A 25,888-nucleotide genomic window follows, 5' to 3' on the forward strand; every position below is an offset into this window, starting at 1 on the left:
CTTTCGACAATTGCGGATGTGATCGAAGCGCGACCAAGAGCTGCGCGTCAGGCCGCGGAGCTGGCCTCGGCGTTTCCGTCGTCATTCGCTGCGAGCGACGCGTCGAGCGCCGACAGCTCGTCGCGCTTCGCATCGAGCTCGTCTTCGTAGGCGAAAGCTTCGTCGAGGCGCCGGCGATAGGCTGGGAGGCGTTCGGCGGCGTCCTGCATGGTGCGCTTCTGCTCGGCCAGCTCCACCTCGAAACGGCTGAGCGCATATTCGAGGCGGGAGATGACGCCGAGCGGCGTCAGATCGTGCGAATATTCGATCTCCATATGCCGGCCGGCGCGCTGAATCGTCAGCTCGACCTCGGCGAGCTTCTGGCGCTCGACGGATCTCGCCGTTACAGCCAAATCGAAGCCGCCGATGTTGGCCACGCGCCAGTCGCCGCCCTTGCCTTCGAACTCCCTGGCTCGGATTCCTCTGAGCAGGGCGGCGCCGGCGTCCTTGCGTTCGACGAAGCGATGGCCCTCGACCTCCATTCGGAACGCGTCGCCGCGGGTCGGGATGCGCGTGGCGATGTCCTGCTCGATCTCGCCGATCCGCTTTTCGGCGTGACGGAGCGAGGCCTCGGTCGAGGAGATCGTGCGGCGGACGGCGTATTGATCGTCGAAATGGGCGTCGCGCAGGCGCTCCAGCCGAGCGATCTCGGCTTCGAGTCCGGCCTTCTGCATGAGCCTCGGGTCGCCCGATGCAATGGCCTTCGCCATGGCGAATTGATTGACCTGCGATCCGGCGTCCTCCAGCCGGCGAATGCTGCGGTCGCCGGACATGGCCATTTCGATGAAGCGGGCCTTCCGTTCGAGCAATTGCCAGCCCGTGGCGTCGACGCTGCCCTTGGTGGCGTAGGCGTAGAGCTCGATCTCCTCATTCTCGTTGCCCTGGCGCTCGATGCGGCCTTCGCGCTGCTCGATCTGCGAGGGAAGCCAGGGCACGTCGAGGTGATGGAGAGCGACCAGGCGGCGCTGAGCGTTGACGCCGGTGCCCATCGTGTCGGACGATCCGATGACGATGCGGGTCTTGCCGGCGTTGATGTCCTGGAACAGGCGCTGCTTAGCGCTCGACTTCTTGTAGTCCTGCATGAAGGCGATCTGCTCGGCGGGGACACCGAGCGCGACGAGGCGCGACTTGATCCAGCGATAGGCCGAGAAGCCGCGCGTCGCCTCGACATTGAGCGTGCCGAGATCGGAGAAGATCATCTGCGCCGCGCCCGGCAGGAGATAGGGGACGCCGTCGGCCCGCGTGTAGCGGCGGTCCGCCGTCTCACGCCAGATCGAATAGACATTGTCGATCAGGGCGTTGAGCTTGTTGCCGTCCTCATTGGCGTGGCCGGGGAGCACGAAGCGCAGATCGATGGCTGCATGACGGCCGTCGGTGATGACGGAGAGGAGAATGTCGTCGCCCTTCTCGGGTTTGCTCTTGCGCTGCTCGATGACGGCGATGCGCTGGGCAAGGATTTTCTGATAGGCCTTGAAGGCGGCGGTCGGCTCCGCCGTGACGATCTGGCGCTTGCCGCCCTTGATGCTCGGCAGACGCAGATAATGGCGCAGGTCCGATTTGAGCACGACATCGGCAACCGAGCGATACATGGCCATGAGGTCGGCCACATTGACGAATTCCGAGAAACGGGTGACGGGCTTATAGAGGCCGGACGGCTGCAGCTCGAGCTCGGTCCGAGTCTCGCCGAAGGTCGCGGCCCAGGCGTCGAACTCGTGAATGCCCCGCTCTTCGAGGGTCTCCGGCTGCATGAAGCGCTGCAAAGTGAACATCTCGCCGAGCGTGTTGGTGATCGGCGTGCCCGAGGCGAGGAGCAGAGCCCGGCCGGGGTTCTTCCCATCGACGAAGCGGGATTTGACGAAGAGGTCCCAGGCGCGCTGCGAGCCGTCGGGGTCGACGCCCTTCAGGCTCGTCATATTGGTGGCGAAGGAGAGCTTGCGGAACTCCTGCGCCTCGTCGACGATGAGCTGGTCGACGCCCATCTCGCCAATGGTCAGAAGATCGTCCTTGCGGCTCTGCAAAGCTTCGAGCTTAGCTTCGAGCCCCTCCTTCATCCGTTCGATGCGCTTGCGCGAGATGCGGTCGTCGCCGTCGATCTTCTCCAGCAATTCGGAGTAGCTGGCGAGGTGGGTCTGAATGAGCGCCTGCTCGAAGGCGGCGGGCGCCGGCACGAATTTGAAGGCGCTGTGGGTGATGATGATGCAGTCCCACTGCGCCGTGGCGGCGCGGGCCAAAAACCGCTGACGCTTGTCCTTGGAGAAATTCGTCTCGTCGGCGACCAGAATGCGGGCGTTCGGATAGAGCAGGAGGAATTCGCGGCTGGCCTGCGCCAGGCAATGGCCGGGAACGACCAGCATCGCCTTGGCGACGAGGCCGAGCCGTTTCTGCTCCATGATGGCGGCGGCGATCGTGAAGGTCTTTCCGGCGCCGACCGAATGGGCGATATAGGTCTTGCCGGCGCTGATGATGCGCCAGATGGCGCGCTTCTGGTGGTCGTAGAATTTGATGACGCTGCTCGCGCCGGGAAGCTGGAGATGGCCTCCGTCGAAATGCCGCGGGACCAGATTGTTGAATTGGTCGTTGTAGATGCGGGTGAGACGCTCGGCCCGCTCGACATTGGTCCAGACCCAGCGCTCGAAGGCGGTCTTGATCTTGGCGAGCTTCTCCTTGGCCGCCTCCGTCTCGGCGGCGTTCAGCTCCCGCCGTTCTCGGCCGTCCTCCTTCCAGACGTCGTAGATTTGCGGGATCGAGGAATTGAGGGCATCGCCGAGCAGCAGGCCCGCGTTGCGGCGCGCGGTGCCCCATTCGGAGGTCGCCTCGGCGCGGCCGGAGAAGGCGGAGAGCTCGACGGTCCAGGAGGCGATCTCGACCGTGTGGCGGATCGAGGCCTTCACGCCGATGACCTCGGCGACGAAGGCGGCGACATCGGCGGTCGGGATCCATGGCGCGCCGAGCCGCGCGGAAATATCCGAGGGCTTCAGATCCTCGGGCTGGACCGGGCCGAGCGCCTCGACATTGCGCCGATAGCGCGGATCTCGCTCGGCCGCGGCGATCGCGGCGGCGAGCTTGGTGCGCACCGGGCCGGACAGATAGGCGTCGGCGGTCTGCCAGCTTTCGAAGCCCTCGATCGTGGTCTGAGGATCGAGGAAGACGCGATCGCCGAGCTCGGCGAGGGTTTCGTCGCGCGCGCGGCCGAGGAGATCGGCGATGCGGTCGATATCGACATGGCCGAGCTCGTGCAAGGTGACGGCGAGGGCGTCGGCCGCGCTCTCGATCGTCGGCGTCGCCGGCGGATGCAGCACGCGCTCCGAGAAGATCGGCCCCTTCTTCGCCTCTCCGGTCTCGACGTCGTAATCTTCGATCGAGGCGACGAGCCAGACGTCGGGGTCGTCGAGGAAGGGCTGGAGATTGGGGCGACGCTGCGCCTCGCCGGTCTTCGGATCGGTCGTCTCGCTGATGGTGGTGAGATTGATCGCACCGAAATTGCGGAGGAAGCTGTTGTAGGCGATGCGCAGGCGCGTCTGGGCCGGACCCCAGGGCTCATTGGCCTCCTGGGCGCGCAGGACCTCGCGAATGGCGTCGCGGATCGGAATGAGCGTGCGAATGATGCGGGCGTGCTTTGCGGGAATGCCTTCGGTTCCTTTGCCCCCGCGGACCTCGATCTTACGCGGCGCGCCGTCGATGACCTGCATCAGCGCGTCGTCGACGATGACGAAGCTGCCCTCCTTGATCGTCGCGCCTTCCGCCGCCGTCCCGACGTGAAGGGCGGGGCGGCTCGGCGCGGTCGCAGCCGATCGCTCGCTCGGCTGATGGATTCCGCGCGGCAGGCGCGAGACGGCGGCGTCGATTTGCTCGTCGAGCGCGGCGCGGTCCTTTCGCAGGCAGGTGTAGGTCGGGCCATAGGCGCTGCTGGTCCGCGCATGGAGCCCCATGACCATCTCTGGATGATCGAGAAAATAGCGATTGATCGAGAGAGCCTCCTCGCCATCCTCGGCGGGGACCGCTTCGGCGAGGCCATCCCATGCCGCGCCGCCGGGCTCCTGGTCGGGGGCGCGCCTTTGCAGGAACAGGACGTCGACGACGACGTCGGTTCCGGCGGCGGCGTTCATGGCGCCCTCGGGGAGCCGGATCGCGCCGACGAGATCGGCCATGCCTGCAATATGGGCGCGCGCCTTGTCGTCCACCTTGTCCATGGTCCAGCGGCTGGTGACGAAGGCGGCGAGGCCGCCCGGCCTCAGCCGCTCGATCGACCGCGCGATGAAATAATCATGCAGCGAAAAGTCGAGGCGCTCGGCTCCGTCGAGACGAGCGCGCCGGTCGCTGAACGGCGGATTGCCGATGACGAGGTCGAAGTTCTCGGTGAGGCGCGCTTTGGTGAAGTCTTCGCGCCGGATCCAGGCGTTCGGAGACAGCTGCGATGCGATCCGCGCGGTGGTGGCGTCCATCTCGACGCCGGTGAGGCTCGATTTGCCAACGAGCGCTTCCGGCATGAGGGCAAAGAACAGGCCTGTCCCGCATCCGGGCTCCAGGATCGCGCCGCCGGAAAAGCCCATGCGCTGGACCGCGCGCCAGATGGCGCGGATGACGAATTCCGGCGTGTAATGGGCATATTGAGTGGCGCGGGCGAGGCTCGCCAGCTCTTCGCGCGGGACGAGCCGCTCCAGCTCCTCGCCGAGATCCTCCCAGCCCTCAGTGAAGGTCTCGCCGGCGCGGCGGAACATCATATCAGCAAGGTCGCGCGCGCCGAAGCCGACGAAGCGGCTCAGGACGTCCTGCTCCTCCGAAGTCGCATTCCGCTTTTCAGCCTCGATTTCGAGGGCGAGCCGGATGGCGGCGAGATTGTCGGCGGCGCGGGCTTTCCAGCCGTGAGCGAGCTGGCGGTCGCCGCGCAGCACGAAGTCCTGCGCGGGAATGGCAGGCGCCGCCGCGACGGCCGGCGTTTCGTCTTCTTCGGGGCGATCGGTCGAGGGACGAAAACTTCCGCCGTCGAGCGTCAAGCCGCCGGCGAGGCTGGTGGAATCGAACAGAGAAAGCGTCAGCTGATTACTGTCCTTGGCCATGGCGAGAAATCCTTTCGGCGAGCACGAAAAAGCCCGGCGCGCGATGGGCGGCCGGGCATTGGCAGTGGGACGAATGTTCGAAGGGTAGGGGCGCGGGGGACTCACCAGGGTCCGAAGGCGGCTTCGATAGCGACGCGCTCGCGGCGGTCGACGAGATCGAGCGCTCGAATGTGAAGCGAGGAGCCGGCGCGCGCACGCGCGACGACATGGGACCAGGCCTCTCTGTCGTCGCGAAATTTCGGCGGACCCTGCTCCGGATTGTCGAACTTCTGCAGCTCGATGCGAGGCGCGTTGTCGCGATAATTTCCGCAATCGGATATGACCCAGCCGTCGCGGCGCGCGGCGTCGTGGTCGAAGGCGCCGAGACTTAAAGTCGCCGCAGTCGCGCCGTCGCGATTTTCGGATTCAGTCGTGCTGCTCTGTTGCATCGGAGTCTCCTCTCGATCTTCTTCTCGAAGACCCCGATCACGCACCGAGGACGAACGGCTGGGGCAAAGGCGGCGCCTCGTGCGCCGGGATCGATCCGGCCCAGCGAAGCGGCCGGAGCGACCCACCCTTTGCGGCGGCCGTTCGTTCGCGGTAGCCACTCTTTTTTGCTTCTTCTTTTTTGGATTTCTTTTCTTCGGACCTACGAATTGTGCAGCATCACGAATGGTGCCGAACGAGTCGAGCCGCCGGTCTCATGTCGCGCTCGATACGTTCCGAGAGCCAGCGCCGACAGTCGATCCTGTCGACGATGCGCTGCTCGCCGAGATCGAGCAGGCACGCCGCACCGCCGAAGGCGCCGAACGAGGGGAACACGCAGCCCTGACTCCAATGGAAGCCCCATAAGCCCGTCAGTCCGAACGTCCTCGCACAGCGCTGAACGAATGCGATCACTTGTTCGGGATCGCCGTCGTCGCCGGAGACGATACGAAGACAACCCCTATCGGCGTCGCTGGCTTTCACCGTGAAGCAGATGCGTTCATATCTGGCGTCGAGCTCGTCCGCATATTGCTCATAGAGAGCGAGAGCGGGTGGGACGAATTCGGAACGGCCGAGTGGAAGAACGCAGGAAAAATGGGTGTAGGAGCGGGACATGTCGATGTCTCCTCTGCGAGGCGAGAAAGGGATTGTGAAAAATGGGAGGTCGGGGACTGCCGACGTCAGCCGGGACCGGCGGCGTCGCCGAAGGCGCCGGCGGGCAGGCGCCAGCGCTCGGGAGATGTGCATATCGTAGGAGCCCAGTGCTCAGAGAGGGCGAGCTGGACCAGGTCAGGCCGAGCGAGCGCAGCCGGATAGGGTCTGCCGCGATCGGCGACGGCATGAATGGGAGCGTCGCGTTTGATGGTGCAGCCGAAGCGCCGTTCATATTCGGCGACCAGCTCGAAGCGTTCCGGCGCCATCCATCTGATCGTCGCCAGCTGGTCGGGCGACGCGAAGATGCAATGCATACAAGAGACGCGGCCGAAGCCGAGCTGATAGGCGACGTGCGGAACGACGCCGTGACGCCGGAGCAAATCCCAGACTTGTCGTTCCTCCAAGCCGTGGATCGGACGCCAATGATCGACGTGACGACGCCGGCGGGTCCCGCAACGCGTATCGGTGCGATGCGGCTCGAAAGTCGCATAGCGCGCCCTCGCCGGGCTCTCCTCGGCGCGCTCGCCGGTGACGACGAACGTGCGCTTGCCGAGGAAGCGGGGCGAATTGCAGATCATGCTTCGCATCACGTCGATCTTTGCGACCGAGCTGCACCATCGAAGCCGCAAATCGGCTGTGACCTGCGGGAAGCGCAGACGCGTGCCCGGATTGCCGCGGCCACCAAATGTCGCGATACTTTCCTCGGGCGTTTCGAACATCACGGAAGCGGTGGGCTCATTGTCACGCAACATCTCACGACGCAGACCACCGTCGCGCCATGAGAAGTAGAGCGGAACGCCGAAGGCCGCGGCGATCGCACGGCAATAGCCCGCGGTGATCGGCCAATCGAACGTCGGCGGCCCGCGACCGTCGACGTCGTGATGATGCAGCTCGATCCGACCAGGATCAACGCCTTCATCGATGATATGAAGCAGGCAAGCGAGCGAATCTTTGCCGCCCGAGAAGGCGACAAGGATGTGATCGTAGCTCCTCAGATCGGGAGCCGTGGAGGTTTCGGGGCGAGAGCGAGCATGCGGATGCTCGCCGCCTGCGCGGTTCGTCGTTATGGTGCGCGTCGTGGCGATCACGCGGCCTCGACGAGGGGCGCGTCGCTTTCAGCGGCGTCGTGCCCATCCGAGTCGCTTTGGCTTCCGGCGAAGTCCGGATGAAAGGCGAGGCAATAGTCGGCGGCCTTCTGCGCCGCTGCGGCGGCGCGAAAGATTTCGCGCTTATCGCTCTTCAATCGCGCGAGCCAGAACGAGATATAGCTCGCGTGGTTCTCGATTTCAGTCGGTAGACCGAGCTCGGTGTTGACGAGACAGCTCGCTATGTCCGCGACGAGTTCTTCGAATGCGTATTTCGCCGAACCGAAGCGTCCTGTGAGATCACGGTTCAGCCGACTCGGCGCGCCAGAATAATGGCAAAGCTCGTGCATTTGCACAGCTGCGTATGCCTCTGGAGATCGGAATGCGCGTTCCGGCGGTAGCTGAATGTGGTCGGTCGACGGACTATAGAAGGCTTGGTCGCCGCCAATGCGAACCACGGCGCCGCTGTTGCGCAGAATGATGTCGGCCCCGTCGAACCGGCGCCACGGCGCTTCCTCGATCGTCGGCGGCACGAATTCAGGGATACCGTCGATCTGCGAGCCGTTAAATACCGTGTAGGCGCGAAGCAGAGGGATGTTGCGCGTGTGCTCCTCGCCATCGGCGGGAGCGTCACGATCCTCGACGCGTAGCTGCTTATAGAAGAAGACGGTCGTGCCCTTTTCACCGGCGCGCACCTGCCAGCCCCTGGCCTTCGCCTGCTTATAGCTGCAATAGCGTGGATCGCCGCTCGCGAATGAAAATAGCGACATGCCGAGCAGAAGATCGTTGATCCCGTGATAGCGGCGCCCCGTGACGGCGTTGATCGGCGAGAGTGGCCCGCCCGATTTTTCGGGATCCCAGGGCCTGCGCCAGGGAGCCGTGCCTGCTTCGAGAGCAGCGACGATGCGGTCCGTGACGTCTTGGTAATGGTCGCGACGCGTGGACGCCCGTCCATTTCTCTTGATGTTGTTATTCATGGGATTCGTCTCCGTTTCAGGTTTCGGAACGAAATCCCACGCCCCGCATCACGGCCGCCGGGGCAAGGGCGGCCTCGCCGCACGCGGCGAGAACGGGCGCGCGCGCCTTTACCCTTGCGGCGGCGGACGCGCATGCGGGAACGACGCTTTGCGCTGTTCGGTCTCCTTTTTCCGTCGGCTGTTTCGGTATTTTCTTCATGCGCCGCCTGTCAGGCGGCGCTTCCGCTCTGCGTGGCGACGACCGATCCGTTCGACACGCGTTGGAGGATAAGTTGCTGAAAGCGCTTGCGCCAGTGTCGTAGAGCGGCCAATAGTTCCGAAATCTTATTCGTCATGAACTTCGAGGAAAATTCGAATGACGGCTTCCGAGGCAGACCCCTCTCGCTCGACCACGCTCGCGGCCGAGGTCGTCGCCGCTTTCGTCGCCAATAATTCCCTGCCGATCGGAGATCTGCCTTCGCTGATCCACGCTGTGCGCGGTGCGCTGGAGAACCTCGGCAAAGCGTCGATCGACCCGACGACGCCAGCGGTGAAACGAGAGCCGGCTGTTTCGATCCGCAAGTCCGTCACACCCGATTTCATCATATGTCTCGAAGATGGAAAGAGCTTCAGATCGCTGCGGCGCCATTTGAGGCTGCTCGGAATGAGTCCGGAGGAGTATCGGGCGAAATGGGGCCTGCCCGCGGACTATCCCATGGTCGCGCCCAATTATGCAGCGCAGCGATCGGAAATGGCGAAGTCCCTCGGACTCGGCCAACATCGCAAAAACGCAGCGTCGAGCCCGAAGGCGACCGCCAGCGGGCCCGCCAAGCGCGGACGGGCGACCAAGAAAAAAGCGTGAGCGACGACGGGCCTGGCTCGCAATGTGCGCCATTCGAAGCGGATCGAGTGGCGCACGGCGGGGCCTCGCGTAGCGACTGCGCAACCGGTCACAGATCTGTGCGAACAAGGTGTTGATTTCCACTGAGAGCTGACCCAGGCAGCACGGATTTTTCCACCGAGAACTGACCCATGTTCGAACCTTTCCCCCTCGACCGTCGCGGGGGACCTGGGAGTGATCGACTTGGAGTTATTGAGCGTCATCCGCCGCTGGCGATATCGGCAGGAGTTCTCGATCCGAGAGATTGCGCGACGCACGGGGCTGTCGCGCAATACGGTGCGCAAATATCCGTTATAAATCATTGTAATGTGTGCAAAATAACGGCACGCCGGCTATCAATTTCCCGCTTTTTTCTGCAACGGGCGTCATGCGCCAACGCGCGATCGCCTTGATAGTGATATGCTTCCGCCGGGATGCCCTCCTTTTCCTTTCCCAAAACGCCGTCGGCAGACCGCGAGGCGGCCGCGCCGCAAGGGCGCGCGGAACGCGCGGGAGCTCGGCGACGAACCCTTGTCGGCGTGGCCGGCGCTAGCGGTAGCCATCTTCCCTCTTCCTTTGCTCGAGATGCCCATTCGTGATTATGGGATGGCCCGCCCTTCTCGCGGCGATCGGGTAAGATCGTCGTTGGCACGACAGAGAGAGGAGCGGAGCGATGGATATCGTGATTGTCGGCATCGATCTTGGCAAAAACTCCTGCAGCCTCGCGGGTTTGGACGCCGCGGGGCGGGTTGTTCTGAGGCGACGGCTGCGACGCGACTCGCTGGAAAAATTTGTCAGCGGGCTCGGGCGTTGCATTGTTGCGATGGAAGCTTGTTGCGGCGCCCATCATCTCGGGCGGATTTTCGAGGCGCTTGGCTACGAGGTGCGGCTGATGTCGTCGGAATATGTCCGTCCTTACGTGAAGTCGCAGAAGAACGACGATCTCGACGCCGAGGCGATCGCAGAAGCCGCCACGCGGCCTACGATGCGTTTCGTGCCGGTGAAGAACCAGGATCAATCCGATATTCAGGCATTGCACCGGGCGCGCGAACGCCTCGTGTCGGAAAGAACGGCGCTGATCAATCACCTGCGGGCGCTCCTCCTCGAGCGCGGCGTCGTGGTTGCGCAAGGCCGGCGGAAGCTGGAAGCTGCGCTCGAGACATTCGCCGATGAAGAGGGTGACGTCGGTTCTTTGAGCCCGCGCATCCGGATTCTGATCGAAGACATGCGGGCGGAATGGCGTTCACTCGACCAGAGGATCGCGAAGCTCGACGCCGAGTTCGTTCAGATGGCGCGCGACGACGAGGCAGCGCAACGCTTGATCTCGATTCCGGGGATCGGAACGATCAACGCCACGGCGCTAGTGGCGGCGGTCGGCAACGCAAAAGCATTCGAACGTGGACGCGATATGGCGGCATGGCTGGGGCTGGTTCCACGGCAAATGACGACCGGCGGAAAGCCGCGCCTGCTTGGCATCAGCAAACGCGGCAATCGCTATTTGCGCAAGAATCTGATCCATGGCGCCCGTGCGGCATTGCCTTACCTCGTCGAGCGTGAGACGCCGCTGGGGCGGTGGGCGCGCGGCCTTCTGGAACGAGCGCACAAGAACGTCGTCATCGTGGCCTTGGCGAACAAGCTGGCCCGAATCGCATGGGCGGTGTTGGCGCACGGTCGTAAATACGACCCCCAGTTCGAAGGAATGACCGCCTGAAGGAAAGGAATAGCCCGAGTGGCGCTCATCGCGGGCGCTCGGGTCACATAGGTCTGCGTGAGGTGACAGAAGATGGCCTGACAGTCGAACGGTGGCTTGAAAACCTGAACAATTGAACGGCCGAAAAGGCCGGCGTGATTATGAAGATCGAGCTGCGCGGATCTCCATCTTGGCCGGGTCAAAAGTCCGAGACCGGATACGTTGAAGCAGACTGACCAGAGCCAGATGAAAACCACCCTTGCAGGCGGGCGGGCCATACGTTCACTTGTGCGCGAATGCGAAGCGGGCGGGCGTGGAGGGCCGGCATGGCGGCGATGGACGAGATCGCGATCCTGTTGCAGGGCCGCAATGCGGAGGCAAACCGCCACCGGGCCCGGCGCGTCGAGGCGGGGCGCGATCTGTTCGGAAAATGGATGGTGCGCGTGTCCTTCGGCCGGATCGGCTGCCGGGGGCGGACATTCGCGCGAGAATTCGCGTCGGAGGACGAGGCGCGCGCTTATGTGCGCGATGGCCTGCGCCGCCGGAAAGGCGCCATTCGACGTTGCGGCGTCGAGTATCGCGTCATCGACGCGTCGCCTGCTGCGCTGCCTCTGCTGGCGACGCTCAGAAAGGGCGGACCGCAGAAATTCGAAGCGGCGGGGCCTCGCCGTGAAGCCTGAACGGCCATCGGATGCCGCCGCTTCGCGGGAAACGCTCGTCGGCTCGGTCGAACGTGTGACTTTTCACAATGAGGAGAACGGGTTCGCCGTCCTGAAGGTCAAAGCGCGCGGCAAGCGCAACCTCGTGCCGGTCGTCGGCCGCGCCGCTTCGATCTCGGCCGGCGAATATATTCACGCTGTCGGCGCCTGGATCACCGATCGCACTCACGGGCTTCAATTCAAAGCCGATTTTCTGAAGACCACTCCCCCGACGACGGCGAAAGGCATCGAAAAATATCTCGGCTCCGGCATGGTCCGAGGCATCGGCCCCAAGCTCGCCGCGAGAAATGTCGCGGCCTTCGGCGTGGCGACCTTCGAAGCCATCGAAACAGCGTCGGAAAGGCTGCCGGAAGTGTCCGGGATCGGGGAGTTTCGCGCGACGCCCCTTAATTCGCCCAGCCAACGCATTGACTCCCAGCGAAGCCTCTGCAATATGCGGGCTGTTGCTGTATTGTTTTTAGTTTATCATTTTTATGAAATAATACAGTGACATATTTATTTCAGGAGTCGCCAATGAGACACGCCGCAATGAGACTCGCCGCTGCCCTTTCCATACTATTATTCGCGTTCGTCGCAGCATCCTCTGCAAACGCATCTGTCTGCAACACCACGACCGCCCCGGGCGGCTTCATTTATCAAACGAACAACTGGTATCAAAGATCGACAACTACTGCGGGAACGCTTTCTGGCACCGTGTATTACGTGAGTTGGTCGTGGCCGAATTACACGCCCTGGACTCCCACGCTTCAGCTGAAAATCTGCCTCAACAACACGTGCGGTATCGTCTCCGGCTCGCAAGCACCAGGCTCCGATACCGTCGTTTGGGCCGGGATCACAGGGAACCCTACGGTCACGGTTTATGTACAGAACGCATCCAATCCGACGCGAGCGCTGAACCCCGCGATTAGTGGCTCTGGCAACTTTTCGGTGAGCGTCTGCTCGCAATGAATGATGCTCCCCCGGTCTAAAGGCTAGGGTTACAACACTACAAGCTCGATAAGTCGGCCCCCGGGCCGACTTTGCCACAAGCGCAAGAATCATGTCGTTCAATAACTTTGACAAACGATCACCCCTCCCCCCTGACGAACCGCTAGACATTTCGTCAGCCTCAAGCAAGAATGAGGCGGTAAAATAGCTCCGTCGTAAATTGGAGCTATGGAATACAATGCAGGTATATAATTCAAATAATCAATACCTATTTTTCCAACAGCGCGCTTCCGCGAAGAGCACTAACTCATCTGGAAATGGGGGCCAGGATGCATTTGCAACTGTTTCGTCAAATAGCACGGCAACGCCGCAGCAGCTACGATCTGGCTATTTTGGAAGCCCCCGCGCTACATTAGAGGCCGTGTTAGCCGCTGGCGGCGTCGTCAACACGCTTTCATTCCTTACTTCTTCGGATATAGATCTGATCCAACGCACAACTGGCGTTACCATTAAAAATGGCGGCTATTATGATAGTGATGGCAATCAATTAGGTATCCACAGCGACAGCCACGGAAATCTTTTGGATCCTAATCCAAGCCAAAGCAAAGCAGCATTTGATCTTGCCAACACCCTTTCTGATCTGAGAAACAGCGGTGGCCCTCAAGGCGATACGAGCCTGCAAAATGGCCGCAAGGTCACGGTGGATGATCTGGAAGCCTACCTAAAAGGTTATGCCGCCGCAAAAGCCTCAGGTCAGAGCGATGTCTACGTTCCTAATGCGGACGTTATCAAACAAGCAGAAAAGATGCTCACATCTGAACAGAGCTGAGCCGGCTCGCGCGTAGCATAGGTGTCGCGCGGCAGCTCCCAGAATTATGTCTTTGGCGGCGGCTTTCAATCACGCTGTTCGCAGGGCTGCTATGGGATCGAGCCGCGCAGCGCTATTAGCTGGATATAAGCCCGCCAAGAGCCCTACGGCCAACGCCATGCCGACAGCTAATGGCAAGGCGATGATAGACGGCGCAAAGTCCCAATCCGAAAAAGCGGCATAACCATAGGCGGCGGCAGTGCCGAACAGTCCCCCGAGGAGCGCCCCGACGAGAGCCAACGCCATCGTCTCCGCGAGAAACATCACGACGATGTTTTTCCGGCTTGCGCCCAAGGCGCGTCTGATGCCTATTTCCTGGCGACGCTCCAAAACGCTCATCAGCATGACGTTCATGACGCCGACGCCTCCAACCAGCAGAGAAATTCCTCCAATTGCGACGAGTACGCGCTGATAAATCGCAATCTGGCTGTCGATTTGCTCGATGAGTTCTTGTGCGGACCGAACGACCACGGGACCGCCATGGATCTTGCTGGAGAAATGATGCGTGAGCAGTTCCCGACACCGAGCGTCGTCAACATCCGCACGGCGTCGCGCTGCGATGTTTATGTCGAGGTCATGCCTGACTATTCGATCGGCCAACCCAAACGAGATTATAATCGCCCGGTTGAAGTCCAGGCCGGAGACGGTAAACGGCGGTTGCGGTCCCAACTCGCCAACGACGGTCAGATAATTCTCAGCTGCGAACAGGTCGTCGCCAACCGACGGCTTGCGGCCCAGAATCCGCAAAAAATCGTCCGCAATTCCTGCGCCGACGACCGCAAAATTTGCATGGCGGTCGAGATCCATGACAATTCTTCCCGCGACTGGTTCGATATGCAACAACTCGAAAAGACGCTGATCGGCGACGATCAAAGTGACGCCCATTGCCTGCCGTCCGATGCGGAGCACCTCGCCCTTTTGAGCGAACGGAGCGGCCCCCTTGAGCCCCGACTCTCGCCCGAGGACCTCGTCGGCATCGCCGACCGTCAGCATCGTCATGCCGCGACCATCTGAGGCCGGACTTATCGCGAGCAAATCCGGACCGAGAGCTTGAAACGACTTCAAAGCCTCGGAACGCGCGGTCGATCCGATATGAACCATCGCGATCACTGAGGCCACTCCAATCATGATACCGAGCAACGCCAACCCCGCCCTCACGCGAAGCGCGAGCAGGTTTGTGAAGGCTTCAATGAACAAAATGCCAATTAACATGGAGCTTTCTTCAAAAAACGATCTTCCCATCCAACATTGCGATCTGCCGTCCACAACGCGACGCGATTCCTAAGTCGTGGGTCACGATCACGGTCGTAACATTCAACTCTCGATTCAGGTCGGAGAAAAGGGAAAGCATTTCATCTGCGGTCCGAGAATCCAGATTCCCGGTCGGCTCGTCCGCGAGCAAAATCGACGGGCGCCCCACTATGGCACGGGCGATCGCGACGCGCTGTCGCTGGCCGCCTGATATTTCATCGGGCCGATGGCGAACGCGATTGGACAGTCCGACGCGATCGAGCGCCACCATCGCCTGGAGCCGGCTGTCGGCGCGCGAAACGCCTCGATAGAGCAGGGGAAGCGCGACATTGTCGAGGATCGAGAGGCGGGGCAAGAGATGGAAAGACTGAAACACAAATCCAATTGTGAGATTTCGCAGGCGAGCCGCGGCTCCATCTTCCAGATTCGAAGTGTCGGCGCCTCCAATCTCGATTGTTCCAGCATCTGGTCTGTCCAGCAGGCCTGCGAGGTTCATGACTGTCGTCTTCCCTGACCCGGATGGTCCCGTCAAAGCGCAAAATTCCCCCTGCTCGACTGCCATGCTAACATTGTGGAGCACAGGCGTTTCTCCAAACGCCGTCTGGTAACTTTTAAAAACATTGACAAATCTCAACATCTCAAGTTGCTCCGTGACGCCCGATCCGGAACGCCGCTGACACATAGTAAACGAGGCCGCCGTGCTCCAACGACGCGTGACGTTATCAATTCTCTGCCTGGTTATGCATAGCGGATGGGCGTTTTTAGCGGAGGCCGCCAACGCGCCGCGCAAGGAAGCTGGAGAGCTGTCTATATCGCTCTCAGACGCCGTGTTCATTGCCTTACGGAACAACACCAGCATTCGCAGCGCCTACATCGATCGGGTTGCACAGCAGTTCGATTTGCGCGTCGCTGAAGATGTGTTCACGCCTCACGTTTCAATAAATGCTCAGGCTCTCCGTCAACGAACGGCGGGCACGCCGAAGGATTCCCTGAGCGCTGCGCCAGAAGTCACGGCTTTGACGCCTTTGGGCACGACCTTCGATTTTACATGGAACGGCGAGCTGACCAAGAGTCCAGGCCAGAGAACGCGGACCTCTGTCGGACAATTTTCCTTCAACCAGCCTCTGCTCAAGGGCGCTGGGATCGACGTGAACATGGCGCCGGTACGCACGGCTCGGCTGACGGAACAGAATAATATCCTGAATCTACAGGCCACCGTCTCTCAAACGATCGCGAATGTCGCCATAGCCTACAGATCCGTGATGCAGGCTGGCAAGGCCCTCGGCTTGGCGGAGGAGGCGGAAAAACGTGCGGCGACGCTGCTGGACAACAACAAAGCAATGGTCGCGGCCGGCCGCATGGCTCGGCTCGATCTGGTTCAGAATGAGGCCGATCTCGCCAATCAACGCCTCGCCATATTGCAAGCGCAGCAGCAAGTGCGGACGGCCGAGTTGGCCTTGCTCACCCTTCTCAATTTGAATCTTCAAATGAGGATCCATCTCAAAGAGCGACTTGAAGCTCCAGCTCCTAATTTCTCAGTGGACAAGCTGCTCTCCATCGCCTTCGCACGGCGGCAGGACTATCTCATACAAAGCAACACCGTGGAAATGTCGCGATTGGGCGTCGTTGTCGCGGAGAACCAGCGTCTGTGGGATCTGTCGCTCTTCGGAAGCGCAACGACAGGAGTAGACAACGGCACGAAGGTGCAGGACCGGTCCATCGGCCTTCGGCTTTCCGGCCCCCTGAACGACTTGCACCCGGAACAAACCGCCGTTCATGCTTCGACTGGTTTGAAAAGCGCGGAGTTGCAACTCGAGGTCATCCATCAAGGAATCGAGCAGCAAGTCCGAACAACCATTGCGGCGGTCCAGCTCGGCTGGCGGCAGCTCGATGTCGCAAGAAAGGCGAAAGACTTGGCTTTGAGCGCTGTCGATATCGAAAAGCAGAAACTGGCGGCCGGGAAATCCACTGTGTTTCAAGTCCAATCCCTTGAGATGAACTATCGAAACGCCCAAACTCAAACGCTCACCGCTGAGATTTCTTATCTCAATAGCCTGACTTCTTTGGACTTGGCTCTCGGAACGACGTGCGACACCTGGAAGATAAAAGTCACGGGGAACTGAAATACGCGGTCTATTTTTGCCAAACGATCACGTCGTCGGGTTTGACGCCGGACAACACCTCCACATAGCTGGTCGTTGTCGCCCCCAACGCCACCTCCTGGCGGCGCAACTGATCAGTGCCCGTGTCACGCACCAAGACGAACGCAGACCCGTGATCGCGGTTTATGGCGGCCAGAGGAACCAGTATCGCCACGTTGTCATCTCGAACCTCGATCATCATTTTCGCCGACATGCCCAATTTGATCGCTGCTTGTCGGCGTTCATCGTCAGCGACGAAAGTGACCCGAATTTCAAAATTCGGGGCCCTCCCGTTCGGATCCGTCGCGGCCTCGGCGCTAATCCCGCTGATACGCCCATGGATCGGGCTGCCCGGAAACGCTTCTCCGGTAATTTCAACGTCCGCGCCCAGACGAAGCGCGTTTACGTCGAGCTCGTCGACCTTTCCAGTCGCCACCAGGGTTGTCGTGTCCGCTATCGAAAAGAGCGGCTGTCCCTGGCTGACGCGAGCCCCGACCTCGATCGGCGTGACATTTCCGTTTTGGGATTGCGACTGCGCCGGCGGCCGGACGAGAATTCCGTCTCCCGGCGCTTTGACGACTTTTGCGGCAATCTGCGCCTGAAGTCTGCTGTATCTTTCGCGCGCGTTTTCCAATTCGAGCGTCGCAACGCGCCGAAACTTCTCACTGCCACGACTGAGCGTCGTCTCCAGGTCTTGCTTCAATCCTTCCAATGTCCCCTTCTGTTGATTACGCTGTTGCGCCAAACTTTCGTAATCGTTTCGCGGCACAATCCCTTTGTCAAAAAGCTTTTTGCTATCGGAAACCTGACGCTCTAAGCTCGCCAATTGGTCTTCGCCTATTTCCACGCTCCGCTTGGCGCGCACCACGTCTGGGCTGCTTTGCCAATTTTCCAACGAATTCGCGGCGACAGCGGCTTTGAGAACCGCCGCCTCGGCGTCGCGCAGTCTCGCCTCTGCCTCCGATACATCCAATTCCACCAAGGTGGAGCCGGCCACGACATAATCGCCGACCACCGCGGCTTGCCTTGCGATTACGCCCTCGACCGGAGCGATAATGGCGATCAACTTCCCTGCATGGATCGATCCCGCGACCGCCAACCTCGTGGTCAGGCGAGATTGATGAACGACAAATGTTTCCTCGTGAGAGAAAGACGCCAGAGCCTCTGTCTTTCTTTCGAAGAAAGTGTGATCGTAGCACAAGGCAATTACCAGCGGCGCGGCCATGGCAATAGGTAGATGTCGCATATATTTCCTATTATACAACAGGTTCATAAACTCCTCACGTAACAGATCACCCGTTTTGACATAATCGAGCTGCATTCCGAAGATTGTCTCGCATCATGTTACGCCTTCGCCATCGATCCCTCCAAGCCATTTTGGATGTAAGCGTGATCTAACGACCGCCTACCGAAACGCATCTGGAGTGGGTTAGGTGTCCGCCATTGAACAGGTGGACACCAAATGTCGCCGGCGAAGGATGGCGGCGCACGGCGCACGTGGAGCCTCGAGGAACGGCAACGGCTTGTCGCGGAGGCGTTGGCGCCTGGGGCGGCTGTCGCTGCGGTCGCGCGGCGACATGGATTGAACGCCAATCTGATTTTCAAATGGGTGCGGCGTTCGCGGGAAGGCTGGCTGGATCGCCGACGCGGGCCGCCGAAGGAGACGGCGGCGGCGAGAATGTCGCCGGAACTGGCCGTGCAGACCTTCGTTCCCGTCGAGTTGCTGGAGTTGAAACTACGCCCGATGAGTCCTGCTCTGGCGCCGTCGTCGGCGCCGGTCGCGAAGATTGCCGCCACGCCGGCACGGGCGAGCCGCAAGAGCACGCGTTGCGGCGCCATGGAAGTCAGCCTGCCGAACGGTGCGCGCTTGTCGCTCGATGCAGACGTGGACACGGAAGCTCTGCGCCACGTGTCGTCTGCGCTGGGTGATCTTTGATGGTTCAGTGTGCACCCGGCGTTAAGGTCTATCTGGCGCTGAAGCCGGTGGACACGCGGCGCGGCTTCGATGGACTCGCCGCTGATGTGGCGCAGGTTCTGCACAACGATCCTTATTCCGGCTCGGCCTTCGTGTTCCGCAGCAAGCGCGGCGACTACGTGAAGATATTGACCTGGGACGGGTCGGGCCTGTGTCTTTTCGCCAACTACCTAGTTTCATACTGCATCTCCTTCAGCTGACCTCAAGCATCTTGATTCCGTTCTCTGGCGAGAAGGGCGCAAACGCAACGGCGTCGCTCGTAGAGCTCAAAGTCGGCGTCGATCCGGTCTATCTCGTTGCAGACCCGACAACGGCCAAAGCCGTGCTCAACACCGACGAGGCGGTCCTCGACAAGGGAAAGCTGATTTGGAAGCTGCGCGAGGTCATCGGCCGTAGCATGCTCACGATCAACGGGCCGGAACACCGCCAGCGGCGTGAGGCGGTCCACCGCGAATTCGCTCAGGGTGTGGGCGGCCCCTACGTTCCGATCATGTGCAGCGTGATAACGGAATGGATCGCGGAAATGGTCCGCGCCGGTGAATTCGAGGCGCACAAGGCGACCGCCACCCTGGCGCTGCGCATCATCGCCTCCCTCGTCTTCGGCAAGGGCGTTCTCACATCGGACGATGAACGCGCCATGACAGAAGCCGTCGCGCTCGCCGAGGACGACCTCGCCGCGAAAGTCTTTCAAGTGCTTCCTGATTTGCCCTGGAACTACGTTCGGAAGAAGCGCAAGCTGGCCGCCGCACGCGCGACGATGGCCGAGATCGTCGAGAAGACGCGGCGTCGGGCATCGGACGCCAGCCTCATCCGGACCTATGAGAGAATCGGCCTCGACGACGAAACGATGCGAGACGAAATCCTGCTCATGCTGCTCGCCGGTCATCACACCAGCGGCATCGCGACGGCATGGACGCTCTATCACATCGCCATCGACTTGGCGATCGCCTCGCGGCTCGCCGAGGAGGCGAGGAAGGTCGTCACGGACACCGGCGAGCTGACCGCCTCATCGATCCGGCGCGCGCCCGTCAGCAAGGCGTTCGTTCAAGAGGTCGTCCGCCTCTATTCTTCGACCTATTACATGTCCCGGGAGACCAAATGTGAGCACGAAGTGGGCGGGGTCCGGCTTCGGCAGGGAACGTCGCTCGTGATTTCGCCGTGGCAGGGTCCGACCGGAGACTTTCGACATGCGTCGGATTGAGCGTCGCGATGCTCGAGCTTCAACTCCTGGCGCTGGAGTTCGCCGCGGCGCTCGAGGCGACGGTCACAACGCAGATCCCCGCGCCGCCGCCGAAGCCGGTGATCACTCTGGTGCCGCCGAGCATCGGGATGCGAGTGCGCCCGCGCGGTCTCCCGACCGCCGAACGAACGAACGCAGCATGACGAAGAAAGGATCGCGTGCCGATAAAAGGGGGCATGAGAAAGCGATTCTGAAACTGTGGGAGGCTTACCCACCTTTTCATCCGCAATAGCATCGCGCATAGCAGCGGCGCGGCTCCGAGGAATAGAAGTGACGGCCAGTCGACATCCGCGCCATTGCATCGTCCGCCTCGACCACAATCGAGGCCACGTAATAGAGCGTGGCCCCGACCTTCATCCGGGCATGCTCCCAATATACGCATCTCGGCAACGCACGATAGGCGTCCTGGCCTCCATCTTGGCCCGATGTCCAGACGGCGACTGGATTGCGATGCCATGATAGCCATCCAACGATGGCGTCATCGGGAAAATAGGCAATGATTGCACCGCAATCAACTTTGACATTGACGGATCGAGCACGCGACGCATCCTTCGCCGGATGCATTATTTTCTCGCCTTCGCGGCGGTCTTTCCAGCCTCGACAGCATGAGGAACAAAGCAGAAGCTCCGGCCACCCAAAGATCCTTGGTAGAGAGCTTGGCGGCTGTGGCGAAATAATCGAAATTGGACGGATGTGTTCGGCACCGCCAGCGTCAAAGACGTCTCGTCGACAGCAATGATGTCGACTTCGAGCGCCTCTCCAGGGCGGTCTATGTCAGTGAGAGTTATTCGTCTTTCCACGACGGGTGCTCCTGAAACAGATTCTTATGAAATGCGATCGACACCGTGCTGCTGTCGAGGAAACGTCGGCGCCTATATGCCGCGACGTGACGGTGAGGAGTCGGACATGGCGCAAACGCAATGCGTACGCCGTAGCCAGCGTACCGAGAACGCGATCGACTAATTGTCCGTTCGCCGCATTCTCACGTTTTCCAATGCCTCTCGTATCATTTCGTCGACCGCGAAGCGGACATTGCTCTCGAGCGCGTCGAGACCGTCTCTGCCGATCAGATAGAGAGCGTCGTCGACGTGCGATTCGAGGAAGTAGCGGGAAATCATCGGCTGGTCGAAACCTGCGCCTCTCGATCTCGCTCTGATGCTCGCCATCGCTGCGTCACGCAGCGCTCGAGCGAACTGCTCGCGCGTGCTCAACAAAATCGTCGCCAAAGAGACGGCGTGACCCAGATGCTTCTCACGCATATTCGGACTCTCGGTCGTTTACGGACTCGCCCCCTCTGCCGCGCCGGCGATTCGCGTCCTCGAACCAGCGGCTACCGTTTGTAGAGTATACTCCGTAGATAAATACTCTTCAAGCTGGCTGGTTCTCGTCATGGAAATGCGAGAGACGCTGGCGCGCAATCTGAGGAAATATCGACGGGCGCAACGCCTGTCGCAGGAGGAGCTCGGCCATCGGGCAGAGCTCGACCGCACCTATATCAGCTCGATCGAACGCTGCGTCTATGCGGCGACGGTCGACGTCGTCGGCCGCCTCGCCGACGCGCTCGGAATCCCGGCGCTCGAGCTTCTGAGGCCGGGGAACGAAAGCGCGGAGACGAAATCGTCGTCGACGACATCGGCGGAAAGCGCGAGCACGAAGGCGCAGGCCAAGAAAGGCGCAAAGCCCTCTCGGAAAAGCGAGGAGCCCGTGCAAAGGCGGGCGACTCGAAAAAAGCCGGGTCCATAGCCGAGCGGCCATGGACCCGAGCACGAGGATCACGTCGGCAAAACTGTCGCTTCCGGCGACGCCAGCCGCGCGATATCGGCCAGGGCCGAGCGCAGCTCCGGCCAGGGAAACTCCGCATCTGTCGGACTCGGCTCGCCGAGCTGAATGAGGATGGCGAGTTTGGCCGCGACGCCCGGCAGGCTGGCGGCCTTTGTGTTCGGGACCGCCGCCACAAAATCACGCTCCTTACCGAGAGCGGCGCGGAGTTCGACGTCCACTGCGTCGAAGCCGAGCGCCGCCGCCGCCTCGTTCCAGCGCTTTTGCTGCTCGTCGAACGCGGCGATCAGCGCTTCTTTCTCGATCGTCGGCTCGTTCGCGATCAGTTCCTCGATCTCATCGACAGATTGAGCGATTTTCGGCTCCGCCTCGCCCGAAAGGCGGATCGCAACCTCGGGGATGCCGACCGTGTGAATGAGCTTCTTTTCGATGCGTTGCCACTGGCGCGTCAGCGCGACGACCTGAGTGTGATTGGCTTGCCAGTTCCGCCAGAGCTGCAGCGCGGGGTCGGACGGCGCCCCGTCTGTCCTCTTCCCGGACGGCAAGGCGCCGGTCCCCCGCAGGATGGCGCGCCAGCTGATGGCGGGCGGAGTCGTGCTATGTTCAAAATCAGCCATGATCCAGGCTCCTGTAAAGCGTGGGTGGTGGTCAGGCCGGGCGGGGATGTTCCACCATCCCGTCCGGCCGCTGCTCGTGCGATTGTAGCCGGGAGAAGGTCCCCGGTTTTAGCAACGCATACTCGAGAACGCAGAAATCCATAGCGTTGCGCCGCAGACCGGTCCGAGCTGCGGCGACGGGCGCGCGGGCGGCGCAGACGTCTTCAATGCGCTTCGTTTCCTCCTTGCTTCTTCGCAGCTTTGCTCAGGGCCTTGCGCAAATGGTTCGGAAGCCGTCGCCGATCGACCGGACCGCGTGCGGCATCGCGCCGCTGGTCGGCTGCGTGGAAGCTTCCTTTGACGCAATGGGCGTCGGGAATGTCATCGATGAATAGAGACGGCGCTCCGAAGCCGCGTCGAAAGCCGCAGTAGGAAATGCTCACGCGCCGCATGCCGCGCGTCAGCGCGACAAAGGTCAGCCGGCGCTCTTCATCGGCGTCGCCGCAATCCGAGGGAAACACGCCGGCCTCCCAGGCGGCCAGGAAAACATGCGGGAACTCGGGACCCTTCGCCTTGTGCAGCGTCATCGGGCGCACGCGGTCGGTTTCGTCCTCGCAGGGGCGTCTCTCATGCTCGCCGCTCCCTTCGGATCGATGGGAAGGTCGGAGTCGCTTCCTCCTTTTCCTCTCCCAAAACGCTTTCGGCCGACCGCGAGGCGGCCGCGCTGCAAGGGCGCGCGAAACGCGCGGGAGCGCAGCGACGCACCCTTGTCGGCGCGGACGGCGCTAGCGGTAGGCATGTCTTCCTCTCCCTTTGCTCCGGATTCCCATTCCTGATTCACTCGTACGCGAATGCGAAGCGGATGGAGGCGAGTGGAGACTGGCGTGGCGGTGACGGACGAGATCGCGGTCGTGCTGCAGGGACAAAAACCCAGAAGGAACGCGCCGCCGCGCCTGGAGCGTCGTGGTGGGGCGGGATCTCTTCGGCGTGCGGCGTCGATTATCGCATCATCGAGGCGTCGCCCGCCGCCGAGCCCCTCCTGGAAATCGTCGGCCTCTCGCGTAGCGAAGATCGGCGAAACAGCCGAGTGTCGCCGTGAACCCTAAACCGCCGGCGGAAACGGCCGCTTCTCGGGGACCTATGCTACGCTCGCCACTCGACGAGCCTGCCCGTCGCCTTGGCGATCAATCGCTAAAGCAACATGAATAGTGTATAAGTTCAACATGATACGTGCAAACGCATAATCTCGATTATGGAACCTAGAGCCTCGCCGATCGAGCCGCCCTGCGGCGCCTTTGTCGCCAACTCGACGAGCACATGGGCCTCGACGCAGCTCCGACAAATGCAATTCACAGATGCTCGCCGAAAAAGCTCAGGATCCTCTCGCGATATTCGGCGTTGGTGCGGAAATAAATGTCCTCGTGGCCGACCCCTTCCACGGCCCAGAAGGCCTTCGGCTTCGGAGCGCGGGCGAAAAGCTCGCGCGCTTCGTCGATATGGGTATTGGGATCGCGGACGCCCGAAATGACGAACACCGGCGCGCGGATCTTTTCGATCCGGTCGATCGGACGCAGGAACTCCGGGTCCAGCCCTGTCATTGTCCGCCCGACGACGAGCAGCGCCGGCGTCACGAGATGGCCGAGCGGACCGAGAGGCGCCGTCAAACGGTCGTCGATGGCGCGGTCGATATCAGGATAGACGGATTCGAGCACGAAGGCGTCGGCCGTGATCGGCCCCTGTCCCAGCAGCGCCGCGGCGCCGCCGAGCGACTGCCCGATCACGGCGATCTTACGACCCGGCAATTTTTCTCGCATATAGGAGAGCGCCGCGGCTGCGTCGGCGCTCTCGTCTCGACCGAAAGTGATTTTGTCGCCCGTGCTCTCGCCATGCGCGCGAAAGTCGATCGCGGCGACGGAATAGCCAGCGGCGTTCAAAAAGCGCATTCGGGCGATCATCGCGAGCCGGTTGGCGCGCACGCCATGCAAGAGCAGCACGCCGCCGCGTTCGGGCGCGCCCGCCACGAACCAGCCTTGGACATTCACGCCGCCGCTCGGGGTGAGCGTGAAGCGCGTCACGGGCAGATCCTCCGGCGCCTTTACGGTCGCCGGCGCGGGGGCAGTCAGCGCATGCACGAGACCGACGAGCGCGATCGGAAAAAGCGCGAGCGCGCCAAGTGCGGCGTAAGCAACTGGGCGCAAAAATCTCATCTGTCTGCCACCCTCTTATCGAATGAATGACCGAGGAGCCGAGAATCCAACCGGTATCTCGGCGCCAACGTGCCTTTGATACAGGAAAGTGAAAATAGGAAAAAGCTCAGCGCCCCTAGTCGCGGCGCTCCAACAGGATGTCGCCGTCTATTCGTCGTTGCGGTGTTTTCGTCCGGCGCGCCACTCGACGAATTCGCTTCGATGTAACTCTAGCCAGGTCACGAGATCATGTAGCTCGTCCAGCTCTACGAGCAATGCGTCGAATTCCGATTGACGGACTCCGCCGCACTTTCTGGGACCCGCCGTTCGCAGGAGCTGCTGGACGACGCGGATCGTCGCGAGATGCGCGGTGAGAGAATGTCGCTTCTTCCCGCCGGAGTCGATCATGGCATTCGCCTCAGCCATCCGAACGATGGTTCACCGCCATAGTTCCTTTCCCAAATATACCACGCGAAATCCGTTCGACCTCCGCGCGCTTTCAGGCCCGCGAGAATGACTGGACCGGGCGGCATCGATGGGCGCGGCGTGATGATCAGCACGCGCCGCGGAAATTTTCTCTCCAGCCATCTGGAGCGGCGGTCGCCCGAGATCCAGGAGACGGGCAGGATCATCGCGACCTTGCGTCTCGCGATCTCGCGCGCCCGAATGACGAACTCCCGCGACTTTCGAAATGGCGGATTGCAACAGATGTTGTCCGGCGCCTGCCTTCCGGCTTCCTCGGATAAGAAGTCGACGGCGCGATCACAGAACATGGATCGAGAAACAAGGTCCTCGCCCCAGACGTTATTGTAGCCTGCGGCTCTCGCAGCTTCGACGATGCGTCCGAGGCCACAGGCCGGATCACAGATTGAACCTTCGAAGCCCTCCTCTTCGAAGAAGCGATGATCGACCCAGCTCTCCTCGACGTACCAATCGTGGGGATGTCGAACCCACAGATGGGCGTTGAGCGTTCGATCAGGAACGGCGGGGAGGATTTCCATCGCCGTTCTCAATTTGCGCCGAGATCAGATCCGGCGGCTGGATCGGAGCGAGCCGCGACGAGGCGCCGCAATCTGATGATTTCGAGCCGCATCTCGTCACGGCTCATTTCCTCCGGTTCGAGCCGATCGAGCTCGGTGTTCCAATCGACGCGCGTCGTCGGATCGCCGAAGAGCCAATAGGCCTCTCCCGCACGCACGATCTCCCCTGCGGTTGCGTCGCTCAGGCGGCAGAGCGTCGCGTACTCGGTCTCGCCGCAGCTGTCGTGATACCGAAGTTGCAAGGCCCAACGGATTCGGGGATCGACGCTGAGCGAGGAAGGGCGGAGGATCAAGTCGACCATGTATGTATCTCCTGAAAATTCGGCGGCTCGAAGGGAGG

Annotated in this window: 25 protein-coding genes and 3 pseudogenes; 12 read left to right on the forward strand and 16 right to left on the reverse strand. The window is 61.5% G+C overall.

Translation table 11 applies throughout. The annotated features are described in order from the left end of the window. Positions 1-47: 47 nt before the first annotated feature. The 5 genes from GYH34_RS20005 to GYH34_RS20025 all read right to left on the reverse strand — a co-directional run bounded on the left by GYH34_RS20005 (position 48) and on the right by GYH34_RS20025 (position 8,277). A complete protein-coding gene (locus tag GYH34_RS20005; RefSeq protein ID WP_161915356.1) occupies positions 48-5,096 on the reverse strand; it encodes a DEAD/DEAH box helicase family protein in 5,049 nt (1,682 codons plus the stop codon). A 101-nt stretch (positions 5,097-5,197) separates the two neighbouring features. Beyond that, positions 5,198-5,524 (reverse strand): hypothetical protein, encoded by a 327-nt coding sequence (locus tag GYH34_RS20010; RefSeq protein ID WP_161915357.1) that lies wholly within the window; start codon positions 5,522-5,524, stop codon positions 5,198-5,200. 217 nt (positions 5,525-5,741) lie between these two features. Beyond that, positions 5,742-6,176, reverse strand: a complete 435-nt coding sequence (locus tag GYH34_RS20015) for a hypothetical protein (protein WP_161915358.1) — start codon at positions 6,174-6,176, stop codon at positions 5,742-5,744. A 65-nt stretch (positions 6,177-6,241) separates the two neighbouring features. Continuing rightward, entirely contained in the window at positions 6,242-7,303 is a 1,062-nt protein-coding gene (locus GYH34_RS20020; RefSeq protein ID WP_161915359.1) for a phosphoadenosine phosphosulfate reductase family protein, read from the reverse strand. Beyond that, a complete protein-coding gene (locus GYH34_RS20025; RefSeq protein ID WP_161915360.1) occupies positions 7,300-8,277 on the reverse strand; it encodes a zincin-like metallopeptidase domain-containing protein in 978 nt (325 codons plus the stop codon). Before GYH34_RS20025 ends, GYH34_RS20020 begins: the two co-directional genes overlap by 4 nt. A gap of 355 nt (positions 8,278-8,632) precedes the next feature. Here GYH34_RS20025 and GYH34_RS20030 point away from each other — a divergent pair, with 355 nt between their 5' ends. The 6 genes and pseudogenes from GYH34_RS20030 to GYH34_RS20055 all read left to right on the forward strand — a co-directional run bounded on the left by GYH34_RS20030 (position 8,633) and on the right by GYH34_RS20055 (position 13,301). Then, complete coding sequence (locus tag GYH34_RS20030) at positions 8,633-9,118, forward strand: MucR family transcriptional regulator (RefSeq protein ID WP_161915361.1); 486 nt, start codon at positions 8,633-8,635, stop codon at positions 9,116-9,118. A 222-nt stretch (positions 9,119-9,340) separates the two neighbouring features. Continuing rightward, a pseudogene (locus GYH34_RS20035) lies at positions 9,341-9,445 on the forward strand (sigma factor-like helix-turn-helix DNA-binding protein); the annotation flags it as partial. A gap of 364 nt (positions 9,446-9,809) precedes the next feature. Continuing rightward, complete coding sequence (locus tag GYH34_RS20040) at positions 9,810-10,847, forward strand: IS110 family transposase (protein ID WP_161915362.1); 1,038 nt, start codon at positions 9,810-9,812, stop codon at positions 10,845-10,847. A gap of 305 nt (positions 10,848-11,152) precedes the next feature. Then, positions 11,153-11,506: a WGR domain-containing protein gene (locus tag GYH34_RS20045; protein ID WP_244635436.1), complete on the forward strand. Its 354-nt coding sequence runs from the start codon at positions 11,153-11,155 to the stop codon at positions 11,504-11,506. Next, positions 11,496-11,924, forward strand: a pseudogene (locus GYH34_RS20050) (ATP-dependent RecD-like DNA helicase); the annotation flags it as partial. The gene GYH34_RS20045 and the pseudogene GYH34_RS20050, both read left to right, overlap by 11 nt. Positions 11,925-12,710: 786 nt before the next feature. Next, a complete protein-coding gene (locus GYH34_RS20055; RefSeq protein ID WP_161915363.1) occupies positions 12,711-13,301 on the forward strand; it encodes a hypothetical protein in 591 nt (196 codons plus the stop codon). Between the two features lie 69 nt (positions 13,302-13,370). Here the strand turns inward: GYH34_RS20055 and GYH34_RS20060 are convergent, their stop codons facing one another. Both GYH34_RS20060 and GYH34_RS20065 read right to left on the reverse strand, forming a co-directional pair. Continuing rightward, positions 13,371-14,552 carry an ABC transporter permease gene (locus GYH34_RS20060; protein ID WP_161915364.1) on the reverse strand — a complete coding sequence of 394 codons (1,182 nt, stop codon included), beginning with the start codon at positions 14,550-14,552 and terminating at the stop codon, positions 13,371-13,373. Between the two features lie 10 nt (positions 14,553-14,562). Next, on the reverse strand, positions 14,563-15,273 hold the full coding sequence (locus GYH34_RS20065; RefSeq protein ID WP_348983929.1) for an ABC transporter ATP-binding protein: 711 nt from the start codon (positions 15,271-15,273) through the stop codon (positions 14,563-14,565). A gap of 16 nt (positions 15,274-15,289) precedes the next feature. Here GYH34_RS20065 and GYH34_RS20070 point away from each other — a divergent pair, with 16 nt between their 5' ends. Continuing rightward, complete coding sequence (locus GYH34_RS20070) at positions 15,290-16,714, forward strand: TolC family protein (RefSeq protein WP_161915366.1); 1,425 nt, start codon at positions 15,290-15,292, stop codon at positions 16,712-16,714. A 10-nt stretch (positions 16,715-16,724) separates the two neighbouring features. Here the strand turns inward: GYH34_RS20070 and GYH34_RS20075 are convergent, their stop codons facing one another. Continuing rightward, on the reverse strand, positions 16,725-18,053 hold the full coding sequence (locus GYH34_RS20075) for an HlyD family efflux transporter periplasmic adaptor subunit (RefSeq protein WP_161915367.1): 1,329 nt from the start codon (positions 18,051-18,053) through the stop codon (positions 16,725-16,727). 141 nt (positions 18,054-18,194) lie between these two features. Between GYH34_RS20075 and GYH34_RS20080 the strand changes: the two genes are divergently transcribed. Genes GYH34_RS20080 through GYH34_RS20095 form a run of 4 tightly spaced genes read left to right on the forward strand, consistent with a single transcriptional unit; the run spans position 18,195 to position 20,090 of the window. Next, entirely contained in the window at positions 18,195-18,668 is a 474-nt protein-coding gene (locus GYH34_RS20080) for a transposase (protein ID WP_161915368.1), read from the forward strand. Next, the gene (gene tnpB / locus GYH34_RS20085; protein ID WP_161915369.1) at positions 18,668-18,907 is read left to right on the forward strand and encodes an IS66 family insertion sequence element accessory protein TnpB; all 240 of its coding nucleotides are present in this window, start codon (positions 18,668-18,670) and stop codon (positions 18,905-18,907) included. Before GYH34_RS20080 ends, tnpB begins: the two co-directional genes overlap by 1 nt. Then, positions 18,859-19,908, forward strand: coding sequence for a cytochrome P450 (locus GYH34_RS20090; RefSeq protein WP_161915370.1), 1,050 nt, complete (start codon positions 18,859-18,861; stop codon positions 19,906-19,908). Before tnpB ends, GYH34_RS20090 begins: the two co-directional genes overlap by 49 nt. A gap of 8 nt (positions 19,909-19,916) precedes the next feature. Then, positions 19,917-20,090 (forward strand): hypothetical protein, encoded by a 174-nt coding sequence (locus GYH34_RS20095; RefSeq protein ID WP_161915371.1) that lies wholly within the window; start codon positions 19,917-19,919, stop codon positions 20,088-20,090. Positions 20,091-20,166: 76 nt separating this feature from the next. Here the strand turns inward: GYH34_RS20095 and GYH34_RS20100 are convergent, their stop codons facing one another. Both GYH34_RS20100 and GYH34_RS20105 read right to left on the reverse strand, forming a co-directional pair. Beyond that, positions 20,167-20,511, reverse strand: a complete 345-nt coding sequence (locus GYH34_RS20100; RefSeq protein ID WP_161915372.1) for a hypothetical protein — start codon at positions 20,509-20,511, stop codon at positions 20,167-20,169. Positions 20,512-20,906: 395 nt separating this feature from the next. Beyond that, positions 20,907-21,158 (reverse strand): hypothetical protein, encoded by a 252-nt coding sequence (locus GYH34_RS20105; RefSeq protein ID WP_244635417.1) that lies wholly within the window; start codon positions 21,156-21,158, stop codon positions 20,907-20,909. Between the two features lie 178 nt (positions 21,159-21,336). Here GYH34_RS20105 and GYH34_RS20110 point away from each other — a divergent pair, with 178 nt between their 5' ends. Continuing rightward, entirely contained in the window at positions 21,337-21,690 is a 354-nt protein-coding gene (locus GYH34_RS20110; protein ID WP_161915374.1) for a helix-turn-helix transcriptional regulator, read from the forward strand. 29 nt (positions 21,691-21,719) lie between these two features. Here the strand turns inward: GYH34_RS20110 and GYH34_RS20115 are convergent, their stop codons facing one another. From GYH34_RS20115 to GYH34_RS20140, 6 genes and pseudogenes are all read right to left on the reverse strand, one after another. Continuing rightward, positions 21,720-22,343 (reverse strand): hypothetical protein, encoded by a 624-nt coding sequence (locus tag GYH34_RS20115; RefSeq protein ID WP_161915375.1) that lies wholly within the window; start codon positions 22,341-22,343, stop codon positions 21,720-21,722. 203 nt (positions 22,344-22,546) lie between these two features. After that, positions 22,547-22,927: pseudogene (locus GYH34_RS20120) on the reverse strand (3'-5' exonuclease); the annotation flags it as partial. 744 nt (positions 22,928-23,671) lie between these two features. Beyond that, on the reverse strand, positions 23,672-24,529 hold the full coding sequence (locus GYH34_RS20125) for an alpha/beta fold hydrolase (RefSeq protein WP_161915376.1): 858 nt from the start codon (positions 24,527-24,529) through the stop codon (positions 23,672-23,674). 147 nt (positions 24,530-24,676) lie between these two features. Then, positions 24,677-24,916: a hypothetical protein gene (locus GYH34_RS20130; RefSeq protein ID WP_161915377.1), complete on the reverse strand. Its 240-nt coding sequence runs from the start codon at positions 24,914-24,916 to the stop codon at positions 24,677-24,679. Then, positions 24,913-25,509: a hypothetical protein gene (locus tag GYH34_RS20135; RefSeq protein ID WP_161915378.1), complete on the reverse strand. Its 597-nt coding sequence runs from the start codon at positions 25,507-25,509 to the stop codon at positions 24,913-24,915. Before GYH34_RS20135 ends, GYH34_RS20130 begins: the two co-directional genes overlap by 4 nt. 8 nt (positions 25,510-25,517) lie before the next feature. Next, on the reverse strand, positions 25,518-25,850 hold the full coding sequence (locus tag GYH34_RS20140; RefSeq protein WP_161915379.1) for a hypothetical protein: 333 nt from the start codon (positions 25,848-25,850) through the stop codon (positions 25,518-25,520). Between the last annotated feature and the right edge of the window lie 38 nt (positions 25,851-25,888).

The sequence above is a fragment of the Methylosinus sp. C49 genome (assembly GCF_009936375.1).
GTDB lineage: Bacteria > Pseudomonadota > Alphaproteobacteria > Rhizobiales > Beijerinckiaceae > Methylosinus.